Annotated in this window: 17 protein-coding genes; 7 read left to right on the forward strand and 10 right to left on the reverse strand. The window is 72.8% G+C overall.

The window, feature by feature from the left end; genetic code table 11:
* Positions 1-5 precede the first annotated feature (5 nt).
* The 5 genes from ACFYOY_RS08465 to ACFYOY_RS08485 are packed head-to-tail and all read right to left on the reverse strand — an operon-like array spanning position 6 to position 3606.
* A complete protein-coding gene (locus ACFYOY_RS08465; RefSeq protein ID WP_388585609.1) occupies positions 6-1835 on the reverse strand; it encodes a complex I subunit 5 family protein in 1830 nt (609 codons plus the stop codon).
* Between the two features lie 4 nt (positions 1836-1839).
* Positions 1840-2184 carry a sodium:proton antiporter gene (locus ACFYOY_RS08470; protein WP_059146574.1) on the reverse strand — a complete coding sequence of 115 codons (345 nt, stop codon included), beginning with the start codon at positions 2182-2184 and terminating at the stop codon, positions 1840-1842.
* Positions 2181-2990 (reverse strand): MnhB domain-containing protein, encoded by an 810-nt coding sequence (locus ACFYOY_RS08475; protein ID WP_351903103.1) that lies wholly within the window; start codon positions 2988-2990, stop codon positions 2181-2183. The genes ACFYOY_RS08470 and ACFYOY_RS08475 overlap by 4 nt, the downstream gene beginning before the upstream one ends.
* A complete protein-coding gene (locus tag ACFYOY_RS08480) occupies positions 2987-3445 on the reverse strand; it encodes a Na(+)/H(+) antiporter subunit B (RefSeq protein ID WP_388585613.1) in 459 nt (152 codons plus the stop codon). The genes ACFYOY_RS08475 and ACFYOY_RS08480 overlap by 4 nt, the downstream gene beginning before the upstream one ends.
* Complete coding sequence (locus ACFYOY_RS08485) at positions 3442-3606, reverse strand: hypothetical protein (protein WP_351903112.1); 165 nt, start codon at positions 3604-3606, stop codon at positions 3442-3444. The genes ACFYOY_RS08480 and ACFYOY_RS08485 overlap by 4 nt, the downstream gene beginning before the upstream one ends.
* Positions 3607-3820: 214 nt before the next feature.
* On the opposite strand from ACFYOY_RS08485, the gene fxsA reads away from it, so the two are divergent.
* Positions 3821-4432, forward strand: coding sequence for an FxsA family membrane protein (gene fxsA, locus ACFYOY_RS08490; protein WP_388585617.1), 612 nt, complete (start codon positions 3821-3823; stop codon positions 4430-4432).
* A gap of 139 nt (positions 4433-4571) precedes the next feature.
* Here the strand turns inward: fxsA and ACFYOY_RS08495 are convergent, their stop codons facing one another.
* Positions 4572-4949, reverse strand: a complete 378-nt coding sequence (locus ACFYOY_RS08495) for an RNA polymerase-binding protein RbpA (protein ID WP_078639713.1) — start codon at positions 4947-4949, stop codon at positions 4572-4574.
* A gap of 256 nt (positions 4950-5205) precedes the next feature.
* The gene (locus ACFYOY_RS08500; RefSeq protein WP_351896985.1) at positions 5206-5862 is read right to left on the reverse strand and encodes a hypothetical protein; all 657 of its coding nucleotides are present in this window, start codon (positions 5860-5862) and stop codon (positions 5206-5208) included.
* Positions 5863-5958: 96 nt separating this feature from the next.
* On the opposite strand from ACFYOY_RS08500, the gene ACFYOY_RS08505 reads away from it, so the two are divergent.
* The gene (locus tag ACFYOY_RS08505; protein WP_388585621.1) at positions 5959-7482 is read left to right on the forward strand and encodes a PLP-dependent aminotransferase family protein; all 1524 of its coding nucleotides are present in this window, start codon (positions 5959-5961) and stop codon (positions 7480-7482) included.
* Positions 7483-7532: 50 nt separating this feature from the next.
* Here ACFYOY_RS08505 and ACFYOY_RS08510 read toward each other — a convergent pair whose 3' ends face one another.
* Both ACFYOY_RS08510 and ACFYOY_RS08515 read right to left on the reverse strand, forming a co-directional pair.
* Complete coding sequence (locus tag ACFYOY_RS08510) at positions 7533-9161, reverse strand: hypothetical protein (protein WP_388585624.1); 1629 nt, start codon at positions 9159-9161, stop codon at positions 7533-7535.
* 1 nt (position 9162) lies between these two features.
* On the reverse strand, positions 9163-9357 hold the full coding sequence (locus ACFYOY_RS08515; RefSeq protein WP_059146566.1) for a hypothetical protein: 195 nt from the start codon (positions 9355-9357) through the stop codon (positions 9163-9165).
* A 241-nt stretch (positions 9358-9598) separates the two neighbouring features.
* Between ACFYOY_RS08515 and ACFYOY_RS08520 the strand changes: the two genes are divergently transcribed.
* From ACFYOY_RS08520 to ACFYOY_RS08535, 4 genes are all read left to right on the forward strand, one after another.
* On the forward strand, positions 9599-10021 hold the full coding sequence (locus tag ACFYOY_RS08520) for an ankyrin repeat domain-containing protein (RefSeq protein ID WP_351897004.1): 423 nt from the start codon (positions 9599-9601) through the stop codon (positions 10019-10021).
* Positions 10022-10210: 189 nt separating this feature from the next.
* The gene (locus ACFYOY_RS08525; protein WP_351897009.1) at positions 10211-11464 is read left to right on the forward strand and encodes an ROK family transcriptional regulator; all 1254 of its coding nucleotides are present in this window, start codon (positions 10211-10213) and stop codon (positions 11462-11464) included.
* Between the two features lie 129 nt (positions 11465-11593).
* Complete coding sequence (locus ACFYOY_RS08530; protein ID WP_388585628.1) at positions 11594-13021, forward strand: ROK family protein; 1428 nt, start codon at positions 11594-11596, stop codon at positions 13019-13021.
* A gap of 101 nt (positions 13022-13122) precedes the next feature.
* On the forward strand, positions 13123-13980 hold the full coding sequence (locus ACFYOY_RS08535) for a glycoside hydrolase family 16 protein (protein ID WP_351897021.1): 858 nt from the start codon (positions 13123-13125) through the stop codon (positions 13978-13980).
* Positions 13981-14025: 45 nt separating this feature from the next.
* Here ACFYOY_RS08535 and ACFYOY_RS08540 read toward each other — a convergent pair whose 3' ends face one another.
* Positions 14026-14385, reverse strand: a complete 360-nt coding sequence (locus ACFYOY_RS08540; RefSeq protein WP_351897027.1) for a hypothetical protein — start codon at positions 14383-14385, stop codon at positions 14026-14028.
* Positions 14386-14872: 487 nt separating this feature from the next.
* Here ACFYOY_RS08540 and ACFYOY_RS08545 point away from each other — a divergent pair, with 487 nt between their 5' ends.
* Complete coding sequence (locus ACFYOY_RS08545; RefSeq protein ID WP_388585631.1) at positions 14873-16147, forward strand: amidase; 1275 nt, start codon at positions 14873-14875, stop codon at positions 16145-16147.
* Positions 16148-16160 lie beyond the last annotated feature (13 nt).

The raw sequence follows: 16160 nt of genomic DNA on the forward strand, positions 1-16160 counted from the left end.
CGGTCTCAGCGGACCCCCGGGGCGGTCAGCACCGTGAGCAGCGCCGTCCCGGCAACCAGCCAGGCGACGTAGTCGCCGATATGCCCGGACTGCAGCCGCCGTACGGGCGCGAGTAGCGCGGCCGTCCCGGTGCGGACCGGCCGCCGTACCGCCAGTGTGGCCAGAGTGATGGCGAGGGCCGTGGAAAGCAGCCCGAGCACGATCCCGGTCGCCTGCCAGTGCGGTGGCACGGACGTCGGGGCGGCCGCGGCGCGTCCGTCCAGGACCGCCCGCCGGTAGCCACCGGTATCGGTGAACAGCGCCCCGGCCCGGTCCACCGCGGACGCGACGGCCGGGATCACCCCGACCGCCAGCGACCCGGCCAGCAGCGCGGCGGGCACCGCCAGCAGCGGCACCGGGATGCGCCCGAGGCGGCGGCCGGTCTCGGGCTCCTCCTCGCCGGTGGTCTCCGGACCGCTCTCCTGCCCGTCCCGGGGCCGCCGCCCCACTCCGGCGAAGATCCGCAGCCCGGCGCGCAGCACCGCACCCCCGGTCACCGCCGACACCAGGACGTAGAGCGCGGGCAGCCATGCGACGGTGTGCCCCGCGGCCTCCTCGGCGACGGCCTTGCCGAGCCCGGAGCCGAACGGCGGCAGCCCGCTCAAGCCCAGGCCGCCCACCGCGAACAGGGCCCCGACCTCCGGCAGCTCCCGGGCCCGGCCGAACAACTCGTGTTCGTCCACCGACGCGTACCGGTCCAGCAGCACCCCGGCGCAGGCGAAGAGGGCCGCCTTCACCCTCGCGTGGCCGAGCACGTACAGCGCCGTACCCGAGATCCCCTCGGGGGTCAGCACGGCGACGCCGATCAGGAACAGCCCGGTGTGGGAGACGGTCGAGAACGCCAGCAGCCGTTTGAGATGGCGCTGCTGCCAGCACATCACCGCGCCCAGCAGCGCCGTGAGGACGCCCAGCACCAGCAGGGCGCGGGTGAAGTCGGGGTGGGCGAGACCGCCGCGCCCGGCGAAGACCGTCCAGTAGACCCGGGCGACGCCGTAGACACCCAGCTCCACCATCACCCCGGACAGCAGCATGCACACGGGCGTCGGGGCGACCGCGTGCGCGTCGGGCAGCCAGAAGTGGAACGGGACGGCGGCCGCCTTCACCAGCAGACCCGTCGTCACCAGGACGAACGCGGCGAGTACCAGCCCGTCCGGCCCGCCCGTATCCAGCTTCCGTCCGATCTGGGCGAACCCCAGCTCCCCGGTGCGCGCGTACAGCAGCGTGATGCCCAGCAAGGTGACGTAGGCGCCGAGGGAGTTCACCACCCCGAAGGCCAGCGCGCCCTGCAGCGGCTTGGGCTCCTCGACCCGGAAGCCGGTCAGCGCGTAGGCGACCACGCCCATCAGCTCGAAGAAGACGAAGGCGTTGAACAGATCGCCGGTCAGCGCGAAACCGCACATGCCCGCCTGGAACACCAGGATCAGCGCGGAGAAGGAGCCGGTGTGACGGCGCGGCGGCTCCTCGAAGTAGCGCCAGGAGTAGACGAGGACGGCGACGACGAGCAGCGAGGCCAGTGCCGCGAGCCCGGCGCCCAGCGGATCGCCGACCAGCACGATGCCCACCCCGCTGCCGCCCACCGGCCGCCAGCCGCCCACCCACTCCACCGGATACGCCTCCGGCCCGGGATGACCGGCCCGGAACAGCACCAGGAGCGCCAGTACGGCGGTGGCGGTCGCGAAGGCGCAGCCCAGAACGTCGGAGGCGAGCCGGGGCAGCCGCCGTCCGGCGGCCACCAGCACCGCCGCGCCCATCAGCGGCGCCGCCACCACCAGCGGCAGCAGTCGCGCGGTATCCACCCGGTCAGCCCTTCAGCTCGGACAGGGCGTCCGGGTCGACCGTGCCATGGCGTTTGCGGAGCTGGACGACGAGCGCGAGCAGCAGCGCGGTCACGGTCGCGCCGACCACGATGTCGGTGAGGGCGAGCGCCTGCACGACCGGGTCGACCACCCGGCTGTCGGTGGGCGCGTCGGCGAAGACCGGGGCGGTGCCGCCGTTGCGGTAGCCGACGGCGAGCAGCAGCACATAGGTGGAGGACTGGGTGACCGCCAGGCACCCCACGGCATGGATCAGGTCCCGGCTGGTCACCAGCCCGTACACACCGATCAGAAAGATCCATCCGGCGACCAGGTACGGCAGGACCGTCACGCTCGCTCCCTCTCGTCGTCTCCGTTGTCTCCGTTGTCTGGGCTGTCCCCTGCGCCGTGCGGGCTCCCCTCGTCCTCCCCGGGCTCCTCGATCTCCACGGCCTGGTCCAGGAAACGGGCCAGCAGGACCACGACCCCGCTGACGACCTCCAGGCCGACGGCCGCGTTGAGCACCGGCACCGTGCCGCCGGAGGACAGGGTCGCGAAGGTGCCGAACGGCAGGACGTTGGCGAGGAACGCCGACCCCGCGAGGACGGCCGCGAGCCCGGTGATGACATAGGCCACCTCGCCCGCGGACTCCCCGATCTCGTAGAGCGTCAGCGGCCGGACCCGCTCCAGGGCCCGGTAGTCGGCGGCGATGTAGAGCAGATGCAGCGCGGTGGCGGCGACTACCCCGCCCTGGAAGCCGCCCCCGGGGCTGACCTGACCGTGCGCGATCACATACAGCCCCACCAGCAGGGCGAGCGGCAGCATCAGCAGCGCGAACCGGCGCACCCGGGGATGGACCACGGCGGGCTCGGGATCCTTGCGGTGCTCGTCGCGGGCCTGGCGCAGCAGCACCACGGTGCCGAGGACGGCGGAGAAGAGGATGGTCTCCTCGCCGAGCGTGTCGAAGGCGCGCAGATCGAAGTTGACGGACGCGATGACATTGGCCGTGTGATGGCTCAAGGAGGCGTGCACCGCCCGGACGCCGTACGGGTGGTGGCCGGTGCCGAACGCCGGCAGGCCGAAGCAGGCGACGGCGAACAGCACGGCGAACCCGGCGGCGCCCACCAGGAAGACCCACCACCGGACCCGGGCGCTCATCGCTCACGGCCCGCCCGCTTGTCCGCGCCGTCGCCGTCCCCCGGGCGGCGCCGCACCTTGCGCACGGTCAGCAGGATCATCAGGGGCGTCACCGCGGAGCCGACGGCGAGCTGTGAGAGCGCGACGTCCGGCGCCTGGAGGAAGGTGAACAGCAGGGCCAGCGCGAGGCCGAGGAAGGACAGCACCAGCGCCTGCCGCACCGGGTCCCGGTTGAGCACGGCGGCGGTGCCGGCGCCTGCGACCAGCAGCAGCGCGACGACGATCAGCACATCGGTCATGCCGTGATGCCCCCGTTTCCGCCGCGGGCGCTGGTCACCACGCTGCCCGCGATCAGAGGTGAGGTTCTGGCCGATCAGCCGGTCCTTCGGCGAGCCGTAGGCGATCCGCCACAGCACCGGCACCAGCGCGAGCAGCGGCACCAGCGCCGCCGCCAGCCAGCCGTCGGAGGTGTTCACCGGCCCGCCACCGCCCGGCGCCCGGCGCGGGCGAGCAGGGCGGCGGCCAGCGCGGCGGCCGCCCCGACCAGGATCTCCAGGGGGTCGACGGTGCCGATCAGCACCAGCCAGATCCCGGTCAGCGCCGCCCACCACACCAGGACCTCCAGCACACCCGTCATGCGACACCTCCGCCGACAGCGGGTACCCGGACCGCCACCGCCGATTCCCCGCGAATTCCGTCCGGTCTCCTTCGGACCCCTCTTCGAACTCCGCTTCGGACTCCTGGAGCCTCTGGGACACCTCGCACGTTGGAACCCATGAGATCCCCTCGATCCCCTTGGCCACGCGGCCCCGGGCTCCGAATCGCGCACGGGCCCGGGCACACTTGGAGGCATGATGACCGGCGCATCGCAGCAGAGCGACCCGACCCGCCCGAAGCGCTCACGCGCCCGCACCTTCGTGCCGCTGGGGATCGCCGCCTGGCTGGTCCTGGAGATCTGGCTGCTGACATTGGTGGCGGACCTGGCCGGTGGGCTGACCGTCTTCCTGCTGCTGGTCGCGGGCGTGGTGGTGGGCGGGGCCGTGGTCAAGCGCGGCGGCCGCCGGGCGTGGCAGAGCCTGGCCGCGTCGATGCGGCCGGGCGGCGAGGAGGAGCCCGCGGCGCGGCCCGGAAGCTCCTTCACCATGCTCGGCGGGCTGCTGCTCATGGTGCCGGGGCTGATATCGGACGTGGCCGCGCTGGTGTGTCTGTTCCCGCCGACCCGGGCGCTGCTGCGGCGGCGCGCGGAGAGCGCGCTGTCGCGCCAGATGGGCTTCGTCCCCGGATCGCCCTCCGACCCCTTCCTTCAGGCCCGTGAGGAGTGGGAGCGCCGGGGCAGGCAGGCGCGCCCGGAGCAGGGCACGGTCATCCAGGGCGAGGTGATCCGGGACGGTGACGGGGACGACCGGGACCGGGACGGCGATGGAGAGCCGGGCCCCGGGCTGCGGCCGCGGGACCGGGGCTGAGACAGCGGGACCGGGGCTGGGCCACCGGCGGCCACAGCCCCACCCGGGCCCGACGCCGCCGAGGCCAACGCGAACAAGGGCCGGGGCCACTGCTCAGCAGTGGCCCCGGCCCTTGTTATCTCAGTGCTGCCGCTCGGATTCAGGCGGACTTACGTGTTGTGTCCCGCGGATGCACGGCGATGTTCATGGCACCGGAGCGCAGGACCGCCAGCCGCTCGGCCAGCACCTCCTCGAGCTCCTCGCGGGTGCGCCGCTCCATGAGCATGTCCCAGTGCGTGCGCGCAGGCTTGCCCTTTTTCTCCTCAGGTCCGTCGCCGTCCACCAGGAGTGCCATGGCGCCGCACGCCTTGCACTCCCACTCCGGCGGGATCTCCGCCTCTACCGAGAACGGCATCTCAAATCGATGGCCGTTCTGGCATGCGTACTCCACCGCCTGGCGCGGGGCCAGATCGATGCCGCGGTCGGTCTCGTAGCTGGTCACCACGAGTCGCGTGCCGCGGAGAGCTCGCTCACTCATGAATCGTGCCTCCCGGGCTTGTCGCCCACAGGACAGGTGTCGCTGTCGTCGTCATCCGGTCAACGTCCGGTCGGCGGTGAAGATTCCCGTATTGGGACATGCGTCGCCCGTCGTGCCGCCCCGTTGTTCTACCCACAGGCGCCCGGTTTGTCACATCTGGCAGCAGATGTCACCCAGCGTTTCTGGTACTTTAGCGCGCAGTAACGGTCCGCCTGGTAGGCCAAGGGCGTACACTACCGCCCCGATCGCGTCAGCCCTAAATCAGGTCCCGGACCTGCGGCTCGACGCCGCCGCGCGCCACGATCCCGGGGCCCGACGTCCCAGCGGTCGCCGGAATCGCGAAAACGCGCAGGAAGAACTGCGACAGCGGGCCGATGGTCAGCGCGAACAGCGCTGTACCCAGCCCCACCGACCCGCCCAGGGCGAAGCCGGTGGCCAGTACCGCCAGCTCGATCCCGGTCCGCACCAGCCGGAGCGACCATCCGGTGCGCCGGTGCAGCCCCGTCATCAGCCCGTCCCGCGGGCCCGCCCCGAACCGCGCCGAGATGTAGAGCCCGGTGGCCACGCCGCACAGCACGATCGCGAAGAGCAGCATCGGGATCCGTACCGCCAGCGCCTCCTGCTCCGGTATCAGCCACAAGGTGGCGTCCATCACCGGCCCGATCACCATCACGTTCGACACCGTGCCCAGTCCGGGCCGCTCGCGCAGCGGGATCCACAGCAGCAGCGCGGCGAGGCCGACGACGACCGTCACGGTGCCGATCGACAGCGAGGTGTGCTCGGCGACGCCCTGGTGGAAGGCGTCCCAGGGGTCGAGACCGACGGCGGCGCGCAACTGGAGCCCCATGGACGCGCCATACAGGACGAGCCCCACGTAGAGCTGGACAAGGCGGCGTGGAAGGCGATCGGACAATGCGAGCTCCTGGTGTGAGTGGCCTGCGGCATGTCACTCTGTGGCCTGGAACCAGTCCAGTTCTACGGCCAATTTCCGAAAGGTGGACCGCATTCGATGAGTCCATGGACGTCCGCGGTCGGCGCACCCCAACTGGCCCGGCTGCTCGGGTCGCAGCACTCCCGCGACGGCGTGGCAGCCGGGGCCGCGGCCTCACTGACCGGGGGCCGCCGCGTCCCCGCCTACCGCTCCCTCGCCGACGGCGTACGGCTGCTCATCCTGGAGGGCCGGGTTCCGGTCGCGGCACGCCTCCCCGCCGAGCGCGAGCTCGCCGCGGCGCTCGCGGTCAGCCGCACCACCGTCGCCGCCGCCTACGAGGCGCTGCGCGGCGAGGGGTTCCTGGAGTCCCGGCGCGGCGCCGGGAGCTGGACCGCCATGCCCGCCGGAAGCCCGCTGCCCACCCGGGGGCTCGATCCGCTCCCGCCCGAGGCCGCGGCCTCCGTCATCGACCTCGGCTGTGCCGCGCTGCCCGCCCCCGAACCGTGGCTCACCCGCGCCATGCACGGCGCCCTGGACGAACTGCCGCCCTACGCCCGCACCCACGGCGACTACCCCGCCGGGCTGCCCGCCCTGCGCCAGGCGCTCGCCGACCGCTACACCGCAAGCGGCATACCGACCATGCCCGAGCAGATCATGGTCACCACCGGCGCCATGGGCGCGGTCGCCGCCGCCTGCCGGCTGATGGTCCGGCCCGGGGAGCGGGTCGCCGTCGAATCACCCAGCTACGCCAACATCCTCCAGCTGATGCGGGAGGCGGGCGCCCGGCTCGTGCCCGTCGCCGTGGCCGACCGACTCGGGGGCTGGGACATCCCGGCCTGGCGCCAGGTCCTCAGCGCCGCCGCACCCCGGCTGGCCTATGTCATCGCCGACTTCCACAACCCCACCGGCGCCCTCGCCACCGAAGAGCAGCGCCGGCAGCTCGTCGACGCCGCCCGCGCCGCCGGAACGATCCTGATCGCCGACGAGACCATGACCGAGCTGCGCCTGGACGACGAGGTGGCGCTGCCCCGCCCCGTCTGCGCCTTCGACCCGGGCGGCAGCACCGTGATCACCGTCGGCTCGGCGAGCAAGTCGTTCTGGGCGGGGTTGCGCATCGGCTGGGTGCGCGCCGCGCCCGATGTCATCCGCACCCTGGTCGCCGCCCGCGCCTACGCGGACCTGGGCACCCCCGTCATCGAACAGCTCGCCGTCGCCTGGCTGCTGAACACCGGCGGCTGGGAGGAGGCCATCGAGGTGCGCCGGGCGCTCGCCCGCGACAACCGTGACGCGCTCGTCGATGCCCTCCGACGCCATCTGCCCGACTGGGAGTTCACCGTCCCGCACGGCGGACTCACCCTCTGGGCCCGCACCGGCGGCCTCTCCGGCTCGCGCATCGCGGAGGCGGGTGCCCGGCTGGGGGTCCGGGTGCCGTCGGGGCCCCGCTTCGGAGTGGACGGCGCGTTCGAGGGGTACGTACGGCTTCCGTTCACCGTCGGGGGAGCGGTCGCCGAAAAGGCCGCCACCCGGCTGGCCGCGGCCGCCGATCTGGTGGCCTCGGGCGCCACGATCGAGGCCGAGTCGCCCCGTACGTACGTGGCCTGACCCGCCGGGACGTGCCCCGGCGGGTCACCTCGTCCGGGCACTGCGGCGGGTCATCCGCCCACGGGCGCCGGGGCCTGGGGTGCGGCGGGGTCCGGGGCGGGGAGCAGCCGGAGCACCGCCTGCCGCTCGGCCTCGCTCACCGCCTCGTCGTACGGATCGGGGGTGGCCGGCACCTGGAGGCGGTGCACCGGCCCCGCGCCAAGGCGGGCATAGCCGCGGCCCGGAGGGACCTCGGGCGTCGGCGTGGTGTGCGGGGGCGCCCCGAGGACGGCCGTGACCTGCTCGGACGAGACCGGGCCCAGCACCACCCGGGCCCGGGTGTGGCGCCGCACGGCGTCGCTCAGCCCCTCCGCGGCATCCAGCTGATCGGCCACCACGACCCGTACGTTCGCCGCCCGTCCGTGCCGCAGCGGCACGGCCAGCAGCTCCTGCGGGTCGGTGCGGCCGTCGGCCGCCGCGAGATGGCTCATCACCGACGGCCGGTCCAGCAGGATCCACAGCGGGCGCTGGATGTCGTCCGGCGGCGCATGCCCGAGCTGGCGGGCGCGGTTGGCGCCGATCAGTCGGCGCTCGGTCTCATGGCCCGCCCACTCCAGCGTGGCCAGCATCCCGGCCAGCCCGGACTCCACCGCGAGCACCCCCGTCCGCCCGCCCAGACACGCGTACTCGCCGGTGCCGCCGCCGTCCACCACCAGCACCTCGCCATGGGGCAGCGCCTGCAGCGCGATGGAGCGCAGCAGGGTGGTGGTGCCGCTTCCGGGCTGGCCGAGCGCGAGCAGATGCGGTTCGGTCGACCGCGGGCCGGTGCGCCAGACCACCGGCGGCACGTCATGGGTCCGAGGTCCGTCCCCCGTCGCCCTCTCGACCCCCGTGCCCGCCGCGTCCCCCGCGCTCTCCTCGCAGCTCTCCGGCTCCGCCAGTACCGGCAGCGTCCGCTGCACCGACGACGGGTCGGTGAAGCCCAGCACCGTCTCACCGGGCGCGGTGACGAAGCGCTGGGCGTGGATCGCGGTCGACAGGGCGGGCAGCACGGTCAGGCTGAGGCCATTGGCCTCCTCGTCCCACTCGAACAGATATTCACGACCGCGTCCCGACTTCGCGTACAGCAGCTGCTCGATCCGGGTGCGGGCCGCGGGTTCGCCGTCGGTGAAGTAGGCGGGGTAGCGGAGCCGCAGTCGGGTGAGCCGTCCGCCCTCGTCGAAGGCGAAGGAGTCGAACACCGTGGACCAGTCGCCGCCGTGGCTGTAGAGCGGGCTGGGGTCCTCGGAAGCGGAGAAGTACGGCACCAGGGCTTCGTAGAGCGTGCGCAGCCGCTCGGCCCCGTCCGTGCCGGGCGTCCCCGATGCGGCGGGGGCGCGCCCCCGCCCGGCCCAGCCCGCCGCGCCGATCAGGCTGATCGCCGCCGCCAGTGGCCCGTACGGCAGCAGGAAGAGAACGAAGCCGCAGGCGACCACGAGGGTGAACACCGGCCCACGGCGGTCGCCCGGCAGCTCCACCCACTTGCGCCGCCCGGTGGCGGCGAGCAGGCGCATCCCCCGGGAGAGCGCGACCAGGGGGTGGAGGACATCGGCGACGCCGTCGGCCGCGGTGCGGGCGAACGCGCGGCCACGGAGGAACGGGATGAGCGGGGTGCCTTCGGCGCCGCCGAGGCGGAGGCGGGGGAGCGGTCTCCGGGCCACGTCAGATCTTGATCCCGCCCAGGAGGCTGGCGAGGCTCGCACCGCCCGCCTTGATGCTCGGAGCGATCGCGGTGGACGCGAGATAGAAGCCGAAGAGCGCGCAGATGATGGCGTGCGACCCCTTCAGCCCGTCCTTGCGGAAGAAGATGAAGACGACGATGCCGAGCAGTACGACGCCGGAAATGGACAGGATCATCACGGTCTCCTGGCTGATGGGGGACGGTCAGTCACCATGAGGGGTTCCAGGATCACAGCATGTATCCGTCGGGTGAAAGGTGCAATTGGGTGGATTATCGGTGTAATCATCACCATGGAGGCGTGGCGCTCCGAGCCGACCGCCTCCTCCCGCGGGGGTGACCACCTCCTCGGACGACTCGGTCGCCGTCCTTAGGGTGGGTGATCACATACCGAGGTAGCGAAGCCGGAGGCGACAGGCCATGACCCAATCGAACCCCGAGAGCGAGCCCGCCCACGACCCGGAGGTGCTGCAGTTGGCGTCCAAGGTCTTCGACCTGGCCCGGCAGGGTGACACCGATACGCTCGCCGCGTACGTGGACGCGGGTGTCCCGGCCAACCTCACCAACGACAAGGGCGATTCCCTGCTCATGCTCGCGGCCTACTACGGCCACCCCGCGACGGTGTCGGCCCTGCTGGAGCGCGGCGCCGACCCCAATCGGGTGAACGAACGGGGCCAGACGCCCATTGCCGGGGCCGCGTTCAAGGGCGAGGAGGAGGTGTTGAGGGTGCTGCTGGCCAAGGGCGCCGACCCTCGCTCCGGATCGCCCTCGGCCGTCGAGACGGCGCGGATGTTCGGGCGGGAGGATCTGCTCGCGCTGTTCCAGGCGCCGGGCGCGGAGTAGGAGGTCGTGCGGCGGTGGCCAGGGGCGGCTTTGGTCGGCCCGCCCGTCGGTTGCCCTTGACGGCCGGACGCCATTGACCGTTCAAAAGGTGAAGCGCGAGACTTCATTCAGACCGTGAGTTAAGCGATGAAACCCGTCGGCGTCAAGAGCGGCCGCGTCAGGTAGGTTCGGGCGGGGGGAAGGAGCCCGATGGGTCAGATGAACCGACGGACCGTCCGCGACCTGCGGCGCGGCAACCGCTCGACGCTGCTGCGCCAGCTGTACTTCCAGGGCCCGGTGAGCCGTCAGGAACTGGGGGCGCTCACCGGGCTCAGCTCCGGTTCGGTCAGCAACGTCGTCGGCGAACTGCTCGCCGACGCACTGGTGGAGGAGGCCGGGTCCGTCGAGTCCGACGGCGGCCGCCCCCGCACGCTGCTGCGGGTCGCGCCGGGCAGCGGCCATCTCATCGGGGTCGACGTCGGCGAGACCCATGTGCGCGTGGAGCTGTTCGACCTCATGCTCACCGAACTGGCCCGGTGGGAGCACCCGCTGACGCCCGGCGGGCTGGAGAGGGACCCGGAGCCGGTCGTCGGCCACATCCTGACCGGCCTCGAAGCGGTCGTCGCCAAGAGCGGCACGGAGCCGGAAGCGGTCATCGGCGTCGGGGTCGGTGTCCCCGGCGTCGTCGAACAGGGCGACGAGGTCCTCGTCCACGGCCCGACCGCCGGCCGGGACGCGGTGCCGCTGGAGCGGCTGCTGCGCACCGGCACCGATCTGCCGCTGTTCATCGACAACGGCGCCACCGCGCAGGGGCAGGCCGAGATGTGGTTCGGGGCGGGCCGCGGCGCGGACAACGCGGTGATCGCGCTGATCGGCTCCGGCGTCGGCGCGGCCATCGTCACCGCCGGGGCGCCCTACCGGGGCGCGACCAGCAGCGCGGGGGAGTGGGGGCACACGGTCGTCCAGGTCGGCGGGCGCGCCTGCCGATGCGGTGCGGTCGGCTGTCTGGAGGCGTACGTCGGGGCGCAGGCGGTGCTCGACCGCTATGGACGCGCGGCGCACGGCGACCGCGCGGGGGAAAGCGGCGCGGACGGGGTCGAGGAGGGCGGCGCGGAGGGCGCCGGTGAGGACCAGCAGGCCGCGTTCGCCGCGATCGTAGGGGCCGCCGGAACCGAGACCCGGGCGCGCGAGGTGCTGGAGGAGACCGCCGCCTACCTCGGCGCCGGTATCGCCGATCTGATCAACCTCTTCAACCCCGAGCGGATCATCCTCGGCGGCTGGGCCGGACTGCTCCTCGGCGGCCGGGTCCTCCCCAGGATCCGGGCCGCCACCGCCTCCTACGCGCTGCACCGGCCGTACGCGCAGACCGAGATCGGGCTGGCCGAACTGGGGCCCGACGCCGTGGCGTTGGGTGCGGCCACCCTTCCGCTGGCGCACTTCCTCGCCACCGGCGGAGCGCGCTGAGGGTTCGACTTCTGTCGGTTCAGGGGGAGTTGGGTCGGGGCCCGCCTCAAATTCTTTGAGACAAGAAGGTCCATACCTATTGACATGCATCGAACAGGGCTGGACATTGTGTCTCCCCGGAGGTGACCGATGACGGCCCAGGCGCAGGCAGCCCAGCCCTCGCTGCGCACCACCGTGCGCGATCCGCGGCACGGCAGCCGCGCCTCACTGCTGTGGACGCTGTACTTCCACGCCCCGCTCACCCGGCAGGAGCTCGTCCGCCGTACGGGGCTCAGCGCCACCACGGTGCGCACCGTCATCGGCAAGCTGATCGCCGAAGGCGTCGTCGCCGAAGACGCCGTCGCCCAAAGCCTCATCCCCCCAAACACCATCACCAACGGCACCGTCATCAAAGACGCCGCCACCAAAGGCGCCATCACCAAAGGCATCGCCACCGAAGGCGTCGCCACCGAGGCGGAGTCGGCCCTCGTCGCGGCGGGCCGCCGGACCGGTGCCCGGCTGCGGCTGGTCCCCGGGCACCGGTACGTCATCGGCGTCGAGGTCGCCGACACCCGGGTCCGCGTGGGGCTGTTCGACCTCGCCCTCACCCAACGGGCCGGTGTCGTTCACCCGTTACCCCCCGGGGAGCGCGACGCCAAAACCGTCGTCGGTCACATCCTGACCGGTCTCGACGCCGTCATCGAGGAAGCCGCAATCCCCCAGGGGCACATCCTCGGCGTCGGTATCGGCATATCGGCCACCGGCTGGAACGCCCTCCCCTTGGAGCGGCTGCTGAGCACCGTCACCGCACTGCCCCTGCACATCGACAACGGCGCCGAGGCCATGGGCCGGGCCGAGATGTGGTTCGGCGCCGGACGCGGCGTCCAGCACGCGGTCGTCGCGGTCATCGGCTCCGGCGTCAGCGCGAGCGTCATCACCCACGGCGCCCCCTACCGGGGCTCCACCAACAGCGCGGGCGAGTGGGGCCACACCACCGTCCAGGCCGGGGGCCGCCGCTGCCGGTGCGGCGCCCGCGGCTGCCTGGAGGCGTACGTCGGCGCCGAAGCGGTCCTGGAGCGCTTCCGCCAGGCCCGGCGCGGCCGCACCACCCCCGGCGCCGACAAGGAGTCCACGTTCGCCGCGCTGCTCGCGGCCGCCGACACCTCATCCGCCGCCCAGCGCGTCCTGGAGGAGGCAGCGGTGTATCTGGGTGCCGGAATCGCCAACCTGGTCAACCTCTTCAACCCGCAGCGGATCATCCTCGGCGGCTGGGCCGGGCTGCTGTTCGGCGCCCGTATGCTCCCCCGGATCCGCGAGACGGTCGCCGCGCAGGCGCTGCGCCGGCCGTACGCCCAGACCACCATCGGGCTGTGCCGGCTCGGCCCCCACGCCGTGGCGCTCGGCGCCGCCACCGTCCCCGTCGGCCGCTTCCTCACCGAGGACGCGCACCGGCCCGCCCGTCGCCCGGCCACCACCCCCCAACGAGCGCTCACGGGCACCCCTCCCGACCGTCCCCCGACCGCCACACCCCGACGAGCGCTGATGGGCACCCCTCCCACCCGAACGCCCGTGCCATAGCGCCGCGGAACCCCGGCCCCCAGCCGCCGGACGCACACCTTCCCCCCACCGGACCGGCACCCACCGGTCCCATCCCCCACACAGGAAGGCACCACCGCTCCATGAGAAAAACTGTGCGCAACACCGTGATCGGTCTGCTCTCCGCGACCGCACTCGCCGCCACCCCCTGGCTCACCGCCCCGGCCACGGCCACCCCCCAGGCCACCAGCAAGGCTGCCGCCGCCGAGTTCACCGACAACTTCGACGGCCCGGCGGGCAGCGGGGTCGACGGCTCCAAGTGGGGCGTGGAGACCGGAGACAACGTCAACAACCACGAGCGGCAGTACTACACCGACGGCAACAAGAACGCGGCGCTGGACGGCAACGGCAACCTTGTCATCACCGCCCGCAAGGAGAACCCGGCCAACTACAACTGCTGGTACGGCCGGTGCGAGTACACCTCCGCCCGCCTCAACACCTCGCAGAAGTTCACCACTGCCTCCGGCCATGTCGAGGCCCGGATGAAGCTGCCCCAGGGCCAGGGCATGTGGCCCGCCTTCTGGATGCTCGGCGATGACATCGGCAGCGCCGGCTGGCCCAACTGCGGCGAGATAGACATCATGGAGAACGTGGGCTTCGAGCCCAGCACCGTCCACGGCACCCTGCACGGCCCCGGCTACTCCGGCTCGGGCGGCATCGGCGCCGGCTACACCCTCCCCAACGGCGGCAAGTTCTCCGACGCCTTCCACACCTTCGCCATCGACTGGTCGCCCAACAAGATCACCTGGTCCGTCGACGGCAACGTCTACCAGACCCGCACCCCCGCCGACCTGAACGGCAACCGCTGGGTCTTCGACCACCCCTTCTACATCATTCTCAACCTGGCCGTCGGCGGCTACTGGCCCGGCGACCCGGACGGCAACACCTCCTTCCCGCAGCAGCTGGTCGTCGACTACGTCAAGGTGACGGGCGGCAGCTGACGGAGACAGCCGATGTGGAGGCCCACTGAGCGGTGGCCTCGGTCGTCATCCGGGGCGGACCGCCTCCGAGACCGCCGCGATCAGGGCTTCCACATCGGCTTCCCCGCGTGAGACGAGGGTGAGGTCACGGGCCGGGTCCACCCACAAGAGGTGGTTGCCGCCGTTGCCCCGGGCACGGCGCCCGGTCGACGGGGCCCGTGGCCACACCACGCGGCCGTCGTCGAGCCACCAGGACAGCCCGTACTCCGGCTTGACGGAACACGGTGTCCACAGCGCCGCGATCCAGCGCCGGGACACGACCCGGCGCCCGGCCCACTCCCCGCCCTCCAGGCAGAGCCCGCCGACGCGGGCCAGGTCGAGCGCGCTGATCCACAGCCCGCCGCCCCAGTGGGCGCCGCCGGACACCACCGTTCCCGCACGGCCCTCTCCAGCGCGTCGGGGTCGACCCCCGCCCAGGCATCGCTCACCGGGCCTCGGTCCTGGCGCGCTCCCTCTGGTGCCACTTCGCCCTCCGTCCGTAACTCGTGCCGCGCCGAGCCGACCACCCCGGACGCAAGCGTGACTGGAGGGCCGCAAGGTGCTGTGCCGGATCCTGTTCGTGCTGTTTCCCGGCATGGCCTCGTCCTCGTCCGTCCCTGGTAGCTGCCGCTACCAACCGGCAATGTTCACATCAGCCCTGAGCCCTGAGAAGTCGGCCTCCGACCCCACCGCCCGCAACTTCTCCGTACGTGCCTCCGCACCCGTTTCGCAGCCCCTCGTCCGCTGCAGCAGACAGCCATTCAGCCTCATCCGGTTCAGTTGGTCGCGTGGCGCTCCGCGATCGGCGAACTTGGTGCCGGTTGGCTGCGCGTACCGTCGGCCGGCCGGGGCGTACCGCGTAGCCTCGGGGTTCATGGACACCTCTTGTGCCACCGCGGCCGCGCGGGTCTGTGACCGGATCGAGGCCGCTGACGGGGAGATTCGGGCCTTCGTCCCCGAACCCGGCCGCCGTGAGCGGCTGTTGCGTGAGGCGCGGGCGGCCGATGAGCGGTGGGACGGTCCGGGCGGGCGGCCGGCGTTGTTCGGCGTACCGGTGGGCGTCAAGGACATCGTGCACGTCGACGGGTTGCCCACACAGGCCGGTTCGGACGTTCCCGCCGAGGCGCTGGCCGGGCCGCAGGCGTCGCTCGTCGATCGGCTGCGGGCGGCGGGTGCGCTGGTGGCGGGCAAGACCGTCACCGCCGAGTTCGCCGTGACCGCTCCCGGTCCCACCCGTAATCCGCACCATCTCGGCCACACTCCGGGCGGCTCCAGCAGCGGTTCGGCCGCCGCCGTCGCGGCGGGGATGGTGCCGCTGGCGATCGGGACCCAGACGATCGGTTCGATGATCCGCCCGGCCGCCTACTGCGGGGTCGTCGGCTTCAAACCGACCCACGGCCGCATCCCTTCCGACGGCGTGATCGCCAACGCCCCGACCTTCGACACCGTGGGCCTCTTCGCCCCCGGCGTGGCGGCCCTCGCCCCGGCGGCCGCCGTGCTGTGCGACGGCTGGCGGCCGTCCGGCGACGGAGCGGCGGCGACGGAGCGGCGGCCGGTGCTCGGCATCCCGCTCGGCCCCTACCTCGACCGCGCCGACGCCGAGGCCAGAAGCTCCTTCGAGGAGCGGGCGGGGCGTCTGGAGGCGGCCGGATTCACGGTCCGCCGCCTGCCCTTCCCGGACGACTTCGACCGGGTCGTGGCGGAACGGGTGGTGATCGGCCGTTACGAACTGGCGCGGACCCACGCCGTATGGTTTCCGCGCTACGCGGAGCGGTACCGCGCGCAGACCGCCGAGGCGATCCGGCAGGGGCAGCGGATCGGCCACGACGCGTACGCCGCGGCCCTGCGCGAACGTGCCGCCTTCCGCGACCGGCTGGTGACCGCCATGGACCGGGACGGCATCGACCTGTGGATCACCCCGGCCGCCACGGGCCCCGCGCCGTTCGGCCTGAAGAGCACCGGCGACTCCGTGATGAGCCTCCCCTGGAGCTACGCGGGAGTCCCCGCCCTGGCCCTGCCCGCGGGGCGGGCGGCGGACTCCCTTCCGCTGGGGATGCAGTGCGTGGCCAGGCCGGGGGCGGACGAGCGATTGCTGGGATGGGCCCTCGATATGGAGTCGACCCTCGTCGGGTCTTCCACACCCGTATGATGGGCATCCACTC

The organism is Streptomyces sp. NPDC007875, from assembly GCF_042868035.1.
GTDB lineage: Bacteria > Actinomycetota > Actinomycetes > Streptomycetales > Streptomycetaceae > Streptomyces > Streptomyces antimycoticus.